Here is an 11,988-nt window from a genome sequence, read left to right as displayed (position 1 = left end):
GGGGTGTCGTTATAAAACGTCGCGCGGCTTGAAGGCGCGGAAGATCGTAGCAGTTCGCCTTACTCCGTATGGAAGGGAACATGATTCTCGGCGACACGATTCTTGAAACGCGCGGATTGACCAGGGAATTCAAGGGCTTCACCGCTGTAAGCGGTGTGAACCTGCGCGTGCGCCGTGGTTCGATCCATGCGCTGATCGGCCCGAACGGCGCCGGCAAAACGACCTGCTTCAACCTGCTGACCAAATTCCTCGAACCGACTGCGGGCCAGATCGTATTCAACGGCATCGATATCACGCGCGACCGTCCGGCACAGATCGCGCGACGCGGCATCATCCGGTCGTTCCAGATTTCCGCGGTATTTCCACATCTGACAGCATTGCAGAACGTGCGCGTCGGCCTGCAGCGCTCGCTGGGCACGTCCTTTCATTTCTGGAAGAGCGAACGCACGCTGCGTCAGCTGAACGACCGCGCGATGGATCTGCTTACGCAGGTCGGTCTCACGGATTTCGCTGATGTGCTCACCGTCGAGCTCTCGTACGGCCGCAAGCGCGCGCTCGAAATCGCGACGACACTTTCGATGGAACCCGAACTGATGCTGCTCGACGAACCGACGCAAGGCATGGGCCATGAGGACGTCGACCGTGTGACGGCACTGATCAAGAAGGTGTCGGCGGGGCGCACGATCCTGATGGTCGAGCACAATATGAACGTCATCGCCGGTATCTCCGACACGATCACGGTTCTGCAACGCGGCGAGGTGCTCGCCGAGGGCAGCTACGCGGACGTGTCGAAGAACCCGCTTGTCATGCAGGCCTACATGGGCAGCGCGGACGCGGCCCTTGCGGGAGCGCACGCATGAACACAATTGCGGAACGCGAAAGCGCCGAAGTGAGCGGCGCGGCCGGCGCTGTGCCTGCGCTGGCGATCGCCGGCCTGCAGGCATGGTACGGCGAATCCCACATTTTGCACGGCGTCGATCTCACGGTGAATCCGGGCGAAGTCGTTACGCTGCTCGGCCGCAATGGCGCCGGCCGTACGACGACGCTGCGCGCGATCATGGGACTCACCGGCCGCCGCACGGGCTCGATCAAGGTCGCTGGCCGCGAAACCATCTCGATGCCGACGCACAGGATTGCCCATTGCGGCATCGGCTATTGCCCGGAAGAGCGCGGTATCTTTTCCAGTCTGTCGTGTGAAGAGAACCTGCTGCTGCCGCCGCCGGTCGGCGACGCGTCGCGCGCGATGTCGATCGACGAGATCTATTCGATGTTCCCGAATCTGAAGGAGCGTCGCATGAGTCAGGGCACGCGTCTGTCGGGTGGGGAGCAGCAGATGCTGGCTGTTGCGCGCATCCTGCGTACTGGCGCGAACCTGTTGTTTCTCGACGAAATCTCGGAAGGGCTCGCGCCGGTCATCGTGCAGGCGCTCGCGCGCATGATCATGACGCTGAAGTCGCGTGGCTACACAATCGTGATGGTCGAACAGAATTTCCGGTTTGCGGCGCCACTCGCTGACCGTTTTTACGTGATGGAACACGGACGTATCGTCGAGCATTTCGGCGCAGGGGAGCTCGAAAGCAAGATGCCGGTTCTACACGATCTGCTCGGGGTGTAAGCGTCGATGTAGTCTGAACGCCCGATTGCCTCTGAATAACCACAAGTTTGGAAACAAGGAGACACGCATGAAATTGAAGACTGTCGCGCGGTTGAGCGCATTCTGTTTCGCAACCGCCGCAAGCGCCGCGCTGACGATGGGTACGGCACACGCCGCAGCAGGCGACACCGTGAAAATCGGCTACATCAGCGACCTGTCCGGCCTGTATGCGGACATCGACGGCCCGGGCGGCCTCGAAGCGATCCGCATGGCGATTGCTGACTTCGGCGGCAAGGTCAACGGCAAGCCGATTGAACTCGTCTATGCCGACCACCAGAACAAGGCCGACATCGCCGCCTCGCGCGCGCGGGAATGGATCGACCGTGACGGTGTCAACGCGATCATCGGCGGCACGAATTCGGGGACGGCGCTCTCGACCAACCAGGTCGCCGGCGAAAAGAAGATTCCGTACATCAACATCGGCGCAGGCGCGGACAACCTGACGAACGAGCAATGCACGCCGTACACGGTTCACTACGCGTACGACACGATGGCGCTCGCGAAGGGCACCGGCTCGGCGGTGACAAAACAGGGCGGCAAGACGTGGTACTTCCTGACGGCTGACTACGCGTTCGGCAAGGCGCTCGAAAAGAACACGTCGGACGTCGTGAAGGCGAGCGGCGGCCAGGTGCTCGGCGAAGTGCGTCATCCGCTGTCGGCGTCGGACTTTTCGTCGTTCCTGTTACAGGCGCAGGGCTCGAAGGCGCAGGTGCTCGGTCTCGCGAACGCGGGCGGCGATACGATCAACGCGATCAAGGCCGCGAAGGAATTCGGCGTCACGAAGACGATGAAGATCGCCGCGCTGCTGATCTTCCTGACCGACATCCACAGCCTTGGGCTCGAAACCACGCAAGGCCTGGTGGCGACGGACAGCTGGTACTGGAACAAGGACGAGAAGACGCGTCAGTGGGCGCAGCGCTACTTCGGCAAGATGAAGAAGATGCCGACCAGCCTGCAGGCCGCCGATTACTCGGCCGTCACGACGTATCTGAAGTCCGTGCAGGCAGCCGGTACGACCGACAGCGACAAGGTGATGGAGCAGCTTCACAAGATCAAGATCGACGACTTCTACGCGAAGGGCTACATCCGCCAGGACGGCAGCATGATTCACGACATGTACCTGATGGAAGTGAAGAAGCCGGCCGAATCGAAAGAGCCGTGGGACTACTACAAGATCACCGCCACGATCCCGGGCGACCAGGCATTCGGCACGAAGGCAGAATCGCGCTGCGCGTTGTGGAAGTAAGCGTCGGCTGACGCCCGCCTGGTCGGGGGCGCGGCAGGCGGCACCGTCGCATGTGATCCGCGCAGATGCACGGGCGCGTGCGGACGCCCGACGGCCCGCGCGTGCCGAGCGGTTCGCGCGCCTATCGATCTCATCTGGACGACGGGTTTAATGGATATCTTTGGCATTCCGCTACCGGCGATGCTGAGCCAGTTGCTGCTCGGGCTCGTAAACGGCTCGTTCTATGCAATTCTGAGCCTGGGTCTCGCCGTGATCTTCGGCCTGCTCAACGTGATCAACTTCGCGCACGGAGCCTTGTTCATGCTCGGCGCGATGCTCACGTGGATGGGCCTCGCGTATTTCAATCTCCCTTACTGGGCGATGCTCGTGCTCGCACCGCTCCTGGTCGGGCTCTTTGGCATTGTCATCGAGCGCACGATGCTGCACTGGCTGTACAGTCTCGACCATCTCTACGGCCTGCTGCTGACGTTCGGCCTGACACTCGTCGTCGAAGGGGTGTTCCGCTCGGTCTACGGTTCGTCCGGGCAGCCGTACGACGTGCCGTCCGCGTTGTCGGGTGCGACCAATCTCGGCTTCATGTTCCTGCCGAACTATCGCGCGTGGGTGGTGCTGGCCTCGCTCGTCGTCTGCTTCGCGACGTGGTTCGTCATCGAGAAGACGCGTCTCGGCGCGTATCTGCGTGCGGGCACCGAGAACCCGAAGCTCGTCGAAGCATTTGGCGTCAACGTGCCGCTGATGATCACGCTGACGTACGGTTTCGGCGTCGCGCTCGCAGCATTCGCGGGCGTGCTCGCCGCGCCGGTCATCCAGGTCTCGCCGCTGATGGGGCAACCGATGATCATCACGGTGTTCGCCGTCGTCGTGATCGGCGGCATGGGGTCGATCATGGGTTCGATCCTCACGGGCCTGATGCTCGGCGTCATCGAAGGGCTCACGCGTGTGTTCTACCCGGAAGCGTCGGCGACCGTCGTCTTCGTGATCATGGCGCTCGTGCTGCTGGTGCGCCCGGCGGGTCTTTTCGGCAAGGAAAAATGATGCAAAGAAAAGCGCTTTACGGGCTGCTGTTGATCGCGCTGATCGCCGCGCCGTTCATCGGCGCCTATCCGCTGTTCGTGATGAAGGTGCTGTGCTTCGCGCTCTTTGCGGCCGCGTTCAACCTGTTGATCGGCTATACGGGATTGCTGTCGTTCGGTCACGCGATGTTCCTCGCTTCGGCAGGTTACACGACAGGCTACGCGATCCAGTCGCTCGGGTTTTCGCCGGAGCTGGGCGTGATCGCAGGCACCGCGGTGGCGACGGTACTCGGTCTGATCGTCGGGCTCTTTGCGATCCGGCGGCAGGGCATCTACTTCGCGATGGTGACGCTCGCGCTCGCGCAGATGGTCTACTTCGTGTTTCTGCAGGCGCCGTTCACGCATGGCGAGGATGGGCTGCAAGGCGTGCCGCGCGGCAAGCTGTCTGGCATCCTGAGCCTGTCGTCTGACCTGACGCTGTACTACGTCGTGCTCGCGGTGATGGTGCTGGCGTTTCTGCTGATCGTGCGGATTGTGCATTCGCCGTTCGGCCAGGTGCTGATCGCGATCAAGGAGAACGAGCCGCGCGCGGTTTCGCTCGGCTATGACACGGATCGCTTCAAGCTGCTGGCGTTTGTGCTGTCGGCGGGACTGGCAGGGCTCGCCGGTTCGCTGAAGGTGCTCGTGCTCGGGTTCGAGACCCTCGGCGACGCGTACTGGACGATGTCCGGACTCGTGATCCTGATGACGCTCGTCGGCGGCATGGGCACGCTTTTCGGGCCGCTGCTCGGCGCGACGGTGATCGTCGCCCTCGAAGACCGGCTGGGCGACATCGGCACGGCACTCGCAAACACGACTGGCATCGACTGGTTTCGCTCGTTCGGTGAATCGGCGACCATCGTCACGGGGTTGATCTTCATTGCCTGTGTGCTGGCGTTCAGGCGCGGGATTGTCGGTGAGATCGTGGCGCGGGTTCGACCGTTGCGCGCGTGAGTCTTTGGCATATGAAGATAGTTCGGCATCCAATCTGATGAGCGGCCTGACGGTGGCGTGTGATGCGTCGAAGTCCACGAAATGTGCCCCAATTTAGTGCTGCACTGCACCACTAGGGTAAATGCTAGTTGTCTGGTGAATGGGGATTGTTTAATCTTCACGCAGTTCTGAAGCACCGGCGACACGAAATTTGCAGGTGGAGAACGAGGAGACATGAGGCACAAAGTGCCCACACGAAAGCGCTGCTGGATTGATATCCAGCGGCGCTTTTTATTTGTCCTTTCATTAATCGGTCCACGCTGTTTCCGTTTCATCTCGCACTGATTCTTCGCGCGCCTCTTTCTACATTTCCTCTCCGATTTTCCCTTCGCATTTTTCGCTGGATTATCAATGCACTGAGGCTTGCAAAACGCTTGCCGCAGGGCGCGCACGTCCGCTAAACTCGCCATTCGCCGACCATACGGTCGGCGTTAGAAATCCACGAATTTTTAATCGGCGCCACTGCGCGCGGATATTCACGGGGTAGAGGAGCGGAATGAAGTCGGCAATCCGATGGATCAGCGCGGCATGCGTCGCGGCAGGCGTAATGGCGGCATGGAGCGGTGCCGCATCGGCACAGGTGAAAATCGGCGTGACGGTTTCGGCCACGGGCCCGGCGGCTTCGCTGGGCATTCCGGAAAAGAACACGATCGCGCTGCTTCCAAAGGAAGTCGCAGGCCAGAAGATCGAGTACATCGTGCTCGACGACGCGACGGATTCCACGCAGGCCGTCAAGAACGCCCGCAAGCTCACCAGCGAAGACCACGTCGACGCGATCATCGGCTCGACCGTCGTGCCGAACTCGCTCGCGATGATCGACGTGGCCGCTGAAACCACCACGCCCATCATCTCGCTGGCCGCCGCGGCCACGATCGTCGAACCGATGGACGCGAAGCGCGCATGGGTCTACAAGACGCCGCAAAACGACATCCTGATGGCCACGGCCATCGCGCAACACATGTCGAACCACGGTGTGAAGTCGGTCGCCTTCATCGGCTTCTCGGACGCTTATGGCGAGAGCTGGTTCCGCGAGTTCGGCAAGGCCGCGGATCTCGCGAAGATCAAGGTTGTCGCGAACGAACGCTTCGCGCGTAATGACGCTTCGGTGACGGGCCAGGTGCTGAAGATGATGTCGCAGAACCCGGATGCCGTGCTGATCGCCGGCGCAGGTACGCCGGCCGCTTTGCCGCAAAAGACGCTAAAGGAACGCGGCTACAAGGGCAAGTACTACCAGACACACGGCGTCGCGAATAACGACTTCCTGCGTGTGTGCGGCAAGGATTGCGACGGCACGTATCTGCCGGCGGGTCCGTTGCTGGTTGCGGATCAACTGCCCGATTCGAACCCGGTGAAGAAATCCGCGCTGACCTACAAGCATGCGTATGAAGGCGCGTACGGCGCGGGTTCCGTGTCGACCTTCGGCGGTCACGCGTGGGACGCCGGTCTGTTGCTGCAACGTGCGATTCCGGTTGCGCTGAAGAAGGGCCAGCCAGGCACGCCGGCATTCCGCGACGCGTTGCGCGCGGCGATCGAAAGCACGAAGGACATGCCGGCTTCACATGGCATCTTCAACATGAGCGCGAACGATCACTCGGGTCTCGATCAGCGGGCGCGTGTGATGGTCGAGATTGTCGGCGGCAAGTGGAAGCTGGCGACAGACTGAGCGAAGGCGAGATAACGAATTGAACCTGGGAAAAAGGCACGTGCAGTCAGACGTGCCTTTTTTCTTGCGCGTGCGCTGAAGCAGCGATGCGCGCGAGATGTGAGCCGTAACGCAGTCACGCATAGCGAGCGGTTTTGCACGGCGAACAGGGAAAACCATGCTAGGCACGCTCGAAGCCGAAAACTAGATTCAGAAACCCGGTACAGAAGCCGGATCAAACAACACGCAACGCACAGCGTTTGGAGACAGCAATGAAAACAACAGGCAAATGGGTACGTGCAGGCCTCGCGGCAGCGCTCGTATGCGGCGCGAGCGCCGCGACTGCGCAGGTGAAGATCGGCGTGACGTTATCGGCGACAGGGCCCGCTGCATCGCTCGGGATTCCTGAGAAGAATACGATCGCGCTGTTGCCGAAGGAGATCGGTGGCAAGAGCGTGGAGTACATCGTGCTCGACGACGCATCCGATACAAGCCGTGCCGTGCAGAACACGCGCAAGCTGATCGACGAAGATCACGTTGACGCAATCATTGGTTCGACCGTGACGCCGAATTCGCTGGCGATGCTCGACGCGGTGTCACAAGGCAAGACGCCGATGATCTCGATGGCCGCGTCGGCCGCGATCATTGCGCCGATGGATGCGAAGCGCACGTGGGCCTTCAAGACACCGCAGAACGACAGCCTGATGGCCGACGCGATCGCCGCATACATGCAGAAGCATGGCGTGAAGACCGTGGGCTTCATCGGCTTCGCGGATGCGTACGGTGAGAACTGGTACACCGTGTTCAACGCGGCCGCGACCGGGCACCACCTGAAGCTGGTATCGAACGAGCGCTATAACCGCACGGACGCGTCCGTGACCGGCCAGGTGCTGAAGCTGGTGGGCTCGAACCCGGACGCGATCCTGATCGCCGGCTCGGGCACACCGGCCGCTTTGCCGGCGAAGGCGCTGAAAGAGCGCGGCTACAAGGGCAAGATCTACCAGACGCACGGCGTCGCGAATAACGACTTCCTGCGCGTGTGCGGTAAGGATTGCGAAGGCGAGTTGCTGCCCGCCGGTCCGATCCTCGTGACCGATCAGCTGCCGGATTCGAACCCGGTAAAGAAGTCCTCGAAAGCCTACAAGATTGCGTATGAGAATGCTTATGGCGCGGGCACGCTGTCGACGTTCGGCGGTCACGCGTGGGACGCCGGCCAGATGCTGCAGCGTGCGATTCCTGAAGCGCTGAAGAAAGCCCAGCCGGGCACCGAGGCGTTCCGGGAAGCGCTACGTGCATCGCTGGAAAACCTCAAGAATCTGCCAGTCGCGCACGGCATCATGAACATCACGACGACCGATCACAACGGCTTCGACAATCGCGCGCGCGTGATGGTCAAGATTGTCGACGGCAAGTGGCAACTCCAGAACGACTAAAACAGTACGCGCTTCTCGCCTCCGGTGTGGCCACGACGCCGCACCGACATTCTGTTCGAAGAAAATGGCGACGACCGCCGCGCCTGGTCCGGGCGCGGCGGTCGCGTTTCAGGGCAGGGGTGAAGAACTTCATCCCGACGACAAGGCGGCCGGTTGTTTCCCGCTTCGGCGCCAGTTTCGATTTCGATTTCGACGTTCCAGAGGAAGTATGGATCTTTCTATAGCGGCGATCCTCGCGCAGGACGGGATCACCACGGGCGCAATCTACGCGTTGCTCGCGCTTGCGCTGGTGCTGGTGTTCTCGGTCACGCGGGTGATTTTTATCCCGCAGGGCGAGTTCGTCTCATATGGCGCGCTGACGCTCGCCGCAATACAGACGCAGAAGTTTCCCGCCACCTGCTGGCTGCTGATCGCGATGGGCGCCGCGTGCTTCGTCGTCGAGACAGCCGGGCTCGCGCGGCATCCGGAACGGCGGCGGAATGCGGCACGCACACTGGTGAGCCTGGCGAGCAGGTACCTGTTGTTCCCGATTGCCGTCTACGCGCTCACGCGCGGCCTCTTCATGCAACCGCTGCCGATGATCGTGCAGATCGCGCTAACGCTGCTGATCGTGATTCCGATGGGCCCGTTCGTGTACCGGCTCGCGTATGAACCGATCGCCGAAGCGACCACGTTGTTGCTGCTGATCGTTGCGGTCGCGGTGCACTTCGCGATGGTCGGCCTCGGGCTCGTGATGTTCGGCGCGGAAGGCTCGCGGACGACGGCGTTCTCCGATGCCACGTTCAACATCGGCAGCATGACGATCTCGGGGCAGAGCCTGTGGGTGGTCGGCACAGCCATCGTGCTGATCGCCGCGCTGTACCTGTACTTCGATCGCTCGATCTCGGGCAAGGCGTTGCGTGCGACATCGGTGAACCGCGTCGGCGCACGCCTTGTCGGCATCGGCACGACGCAGGCGGGCCGGCTCGCGTTCACGCTTGCGGCGGGCCTTGGCGCGCTGTGCGGAATCCTCGTCGCACCGTTGACGACCATCTACTACGACTCGGGCTTCCTGATCGGTCTGAAGGGGTTTGTCGGGGCGATCATCGGCGGTCTCGTCAGCTACCCGCTGGCGGCCGCCGGATCGATCCTGGTGGGCCTGCTGGAGTCGTACTCGTCGTTCTGGGCGAGTGCCTATAAGGAAGTGATCGTGTTCACGCTGATCATCCCGGTGCTGCTATGGCGAAGTCTTATGAGCCCGCATGCCGAAGAGGACGAGGAGTGACACGATGAAACGGATCATGCAAAACAGGTTCTTCTGGTTGTTCCTCGTGGTGATGTTTGCGCTGCCGGTGCTGCCGCAGCCGGTCCGCGTGCCTGAGTACTGGGTCACGCTGCTCAACTACATCGGACTGTATTCGATCGTCGCGATCGGCCTCGTGCTGCTGACGGGCATCGGCGGGATGACGAGCTTCGGGCAGGCCGCGTTCGTCGGCGTGGGCGCGTATTCAACCGCCTATCTGACGACGCAATTCGGCGTGTCGCCGTGGCTGGCGCTGATCGTGGGCGTCGTGCTGACCGGGCTGATTGCGCTCGTGCTCGGCGCGGTGACGATGCGTCTGTCGGGCCACTTCCTGCCGCTCGGGACGATCGCGTGGGGGCTCGCGCTGTTCTTTCTGTTCGGCAATCTGGAGATGCTCGGCAAGTACGACGGCATCAACGGTATCCCGGTACTCAACGTGTTCGGCATCAATCTGGAATCGGGGAGACACATTTACTACCTCATCTGGGTCGTCGTGCTGGGTGCAGTGGTTTCTGTTCAGAATCTGCTTAATAGCCGGCCTGGGCGCGCGATCCGCGCGTTGCGGGGCGGTGGATCGATGGCGGAAGCGATGGGCGTCAACACGGCCTGGATGCGCGTGGTGATCTTCGTCTACGCAGCTGTGCTGGCGTCGGTGTCGGGCTTCCTTTACGCGCACTTGCAGCGGGCGGTGAATCCGACGCCGTTCGGCCTGAATCACGGCATCGAGTTTCTGTTCATGGCGGTGGTGGGCGGCGTATCACACGTGTGGGGCGCTGTACTCGGTGCGGCGATCCTGACGCTGCTGCAGGATTACCTCCAGACGCTGCTGCCCAAACTGCTCGGCGAGAACGGCAATTTCGAAGTGATCGTCTTCGGCATCTTGATGGTGCTGCTGCTGCAATACGCGCGGCAAGGCGTCTGGCCGTTCGTCGCGCGCCTGTTTCCGCGTGGCCCGCGTGCGCACGTTCCAGACAATGCCGAACCTTTGCCGCAGCGCAGCAAGCCGGCTGCGGGCGAGACGCTGCTGTCGGTTGTTACGGCGCGCAAGCAGTTTGGCGGACTGGTGGCGGTGAACGACGTCAGCTTCGAAGTGAAGGCTGGACAGATCATCGGGCTGATCGGTCCGAACGGTGCGGGCAAGTCGACTACGTTCAATCTGGTGACCGGTGTATTGCAGGCCACTAGCGGCGAGATTTCCTTCCGCGGTGAGCGGATCGATTCGCTGACTTCACGTGAAATCGTCAAGCGCGGGATCGGCCGGACGTTCCAGCACGTCAAGCTACTGCCCCGCATGACGGTGCTGGAGAACGTTGCGATCGGTGCGCATCTGCGCGGCCACGCGGGCGTCTGGCGCAGCGTCGCGAAGCTCAATGGAGCGGAAGAGGGTCGTTTGATGGCGGAAGCCGCGCGGCAGATTCGCCGGGTCGGCCTCGAGCGGCATATGTATGACGAGGCGGGCAGTCTGGCGCTCGGCCAGCAACGGATTCTGGAAATCGCACGTGCGCTGTGCTGCGATCCGACGCTGCTGCTGCTCGACGAACCGGCCGCTGGCCTTCGCTATCAGGAAAAGCAGCAACTGGCCGTGTTGCTGAGGAAGCTGAAGGAAGAGGGTATGAGCGTGCTGCTTGTCGAACACGACATGGATTTTGTGATGAACCTGACCGATCGGCTCGTGGTGATGGAGTTCGGCACGCGGATCGCGGAGGGCCTGCCGCAGGATGTGCAGAAAGACCCGGCTGTGCTGGAAGCTTATCTGGGCGGGGTGGAATGATGACGATGCAAACTGATTCCGGTGTGCCGATCCTTGAAGTCACGGGTCTGTCCGTCCGCTACGGGAAGGTCGAGGCGCTGCATGGAGCGGCGATCAAGGTGCGGCCCGGCCAGATCGTATCGGTCATCGGGCCGAATGGCGCCGGCAAGTCGACGCTGCTGAACGCGATCATGGGCGCGTTGCCCGTGAGCGGACATGCGAAGGGCGCGATCTCCTTTCAGGGCGAAGATGTCAGCGCCGTGCCGGTTGAAAAGCGTGTGGCGCGAGGTATGTGCCTCGTCCCGGAAAAGCGCGAACTGTTTTCGACGATGGCCGTCGAGGACAATCTTGTGCTGGGTGCGTACCGACGTAAACGGAACGGGGAGCGTACCTATCTTGATCAGCTTGAACACGTATTCGCGTTGTTTCCGCGGTTGAAGGAGCGGCGCAAGCAGGCGGCAGGTACGTTGTCAGGCGGCGAGCGGCAGATGCTGGCGGTCGGTCGGGCGTTGATGGGTAAGCCTGACCTGCTGATGCTGGACGAGCCAAGCCTTGGACTCGCACCGCTGATCGTGAAAGAGATTTTTCATATCATTAGTGCGCTGCGGCAAACGGGCGTCGCTACGCTGCTGATCGAGCAGAATGCCCGCGCTGCACTGCAGATTTCGGACTATGGATACGTGCTGGAAACGGGCGAGCTTGCGCTTGAAGGCGCGGCATCCGATCTGGCGCAGAACCCGCGGGTTATCGAAACCTATCTTGGGCTGACAAAAAAGGTGGCCTAGTCGTTCCTTGCTCGAAGTTGCGGTCGCGAAAGGCGGTGTGTTTCACGTGAAACACGCCGCCTTTTTTATCGTTAGCCGAATGGACGAAATTCGGGCCAAAAGCGAACCCGTTATAATTCGCCCATACATTTTCCTTTTAAAGGCTCACGCG

Annotated in this window: 10 protein-coding genes; all 10 read left to right on the top strand. The window is 61.6% G+C overall.

The window, feature by feature from the left end; all coding sequences use genetic code 11:
- The first annotated feature begins 80 nt into the window (after window positions 1-80).
- Window positions 81-860, top strand: coding sequence for an ABC transporter ATP-binding protein (locus P3T16_RS01120; RefSeq protein ID WP_429340867.1), 780 nt, complete (start codon window positions 81-83; stop codon window positions 858-860).
- Window positions 857-1,615: an ABC transporter ATP-binding protein gene (locus tag P3T16_RS01115; RefSeq protein ID WP_429340866.1), complete on the top strand. Its 759-nt coding sequence runs from the start codon at window positions 857-859 to the stop codon at window positions 1,613-1,615. The genes P3T16_RS01120 and P3T16_RS01115 overlap by 4 nt, the downstream gene beginning before the upstream one ends.
- A 67-nt stretch (window positions 1,616-1,682) precedes the next feature.
- Entirely contained in the window at window positions 1,683-2,900 is a 1,218-nt protein-coding gene (locus P3T16_RS01110; protein WP_429259246.1) for an ABC transporter substrate-binding protein, read from the top strand.
- Window positions 2,901-3,050: 150 nt separating this feature from the next.
- Window positions 3,051-3,935: a branched-chain amino acid ABC transporter permease gene (locus tag P3T16_RS01105; RefSeq protein WP_429340865.1), complete on the top strand. Its 885-nt coding sequence runs from the start codon at window positions 3,051-3,053 to the stop codon at window positions 3,933-3,935.
- On the top strand, window positions 3,935-4,906 hold the full coding sequence (locus P3T16_RS01100) for a branched-chain amino acid ABC transporter permease (protein WP_429259244.1): 972 nt from the start codon (window positions 3,935-3,937) through the stop codon (window positions 4,904-4,906). Before P3T16_RS01105 ends, P3T16_RS01100 begins: the two co-directional genes overlap by 1 nt.
- A gap of 535 nt (window positions 4,907-5,441) precedes the next feature.
- On the top strand, window positions 5,442-6,608 hold the full coding sequence (locus P3T16_RS01095; protein WP_429340864.1) for an ABC transporter substrate-binding protein: 1,167 nt from the start codon (window positions 5,442-5,444) through the stop codon (window positions 6,606-6,608).
- A 251-nt stretch (window positions 6,609-6,859) separates the two neighbouring features.
- Entirely contained in the window at window positions 6,860-8,020 is a 1,161-nt protein-coding gene (locus P3T16_RS01090; RefSeq protein WP_429340863.1) for an ABC transporter substrate-binding protein, read from the top strand.
- A gap of 208 nt (window positions 8,021-8,228) precedes the next feature.
- Window positions 8,229-9,284: a branched-chain amino acid ABC transporter permease gene (locus tag P3T16_RS01085; RefSeq protein ID WP_429340862.1), complete on the top strand. Its 1,056-nt coding sequence runs from the start codon at window positions 8,229-8,231 to the stop codon at window positions 9,282-9,284.
- A 4-nt stretch (window positions 9,285-9,288) separates the two neighbouring features.
- Window positions 9,289-11,073, top strand: a complete 1,785-nt coding sequence (locus P3T16_RS01080; protein ID WP_429340861.1) for an ABC transporter permease subunit — start codon at window positions 9,289-9,291, stop codon at window positions 11,071-11,073.
- A gap of 5 nt (window positions 11,074-11,078) precedes the next feature.
- The gene (locus P3T16_RS01075; protein WP_429259239.1) at window positions 11,079-11,837 is read left to right on the top strand and encodes an ABC transporter ATP-binding protein; all 759 of its coding nucleotides are present in this window, start codon (window positions 11,079-11,081) and stop codon (window positions 11,835-11,837) included.
- The last annotated feature ends 151 nt before the right edge of the window (window positions 11,838-11,988 follow it).

It is taken from the genome of Paraburkholderia sp. GAS42 (assembly GCF_050436565.1).
Classification (GTDB): Bacteria; Pseudomonadota; Gammaproteobacteria; order Burkholderiales; family Burkholderiaceae; genus Paraburkholderia.
Note: the sequence above shows the minus strand (reverse complement) of the source record. Positions and strands in the feature narration are given on the sequence as shown.

What these genes read in the sequence shown, in the direction of transcription:
- P3T16_RS01120 (WP_429340867.1), top strand. Translation starts at nt 81, where the DNA reads ATGATTCTCGGCGACACGATTCTTGAAACGCGCGGATTGACCAGGGAA.
- P3T16_RS01115 (WP_429340866.1), top strand. Translation starts at nt 857, where the DNA reads ATGAACACAATTGCGGAACGCGAAAGCGCCGAAGTGAGCGGCGCGGCC.
- P3T16_RS01110 (WP_429259246.1), top strand. Translation starts at nt 1,683, where the DNA reads ATGAAATTGAAGACTGTCGCGCGGTTGAGCGCATTCTGTTTCGCAACC.
- P3T16_RS01105 (WP_429340865.1), top strand. Translation starts at nt 3,051, where the DNA reads ATGGATATCTTTGGCATTCCGCTACCGGCGATGCTGAGCCAGTTGCTG.
- P3T16_RS01100 (WP_429259244.1), top strand. Translation starts at nt 3,935, where the DNA reads ATGCAAAGAAAAGCGCTTTACGGGCTGCTGTTGATCGCGCTGATCGCC.
- P3T16_RS01095 (WP_429340864.1), top strand. Translation starts at nt 5,442, where the DNA reads ATGAAGTCGGCAATCCGATGGATCAGCGCGGCATGCGTCGCGGCAGGC.
- P3T16_RS01090 (WP_429340863.1), top strand. Translation starts at nt 6,860, where the DNA reads ATGAAAACAACAGGCAAATGGGTACGTGCAGGCCTCGCGGCAGCGCTC.
- P3T16_RS01085 (WP_429340862.1), top strand. Translation starts at nt 8,229, where the DNA reads ATGGATCTTTCTATAGCGGCGATCCTCGCGCAGGACGGGATCACCACG.
- P3T16_RS01080 (WP_429340861.1), top strand. Translation starts at nt 9,289, where the DNA reads ATGAAACGGATCATGCAAAACAGGTTCTTCTGGTTGTTCCTCGTGGTG.
- P3T16_RS01075 (WP_429259239.1), top strand. Translation starts at nt 11,079, where the DNA reads ATGCAAACTGATTCCGGTGTGCCGATCCTTGAAGTCACGGGTCTGTCC.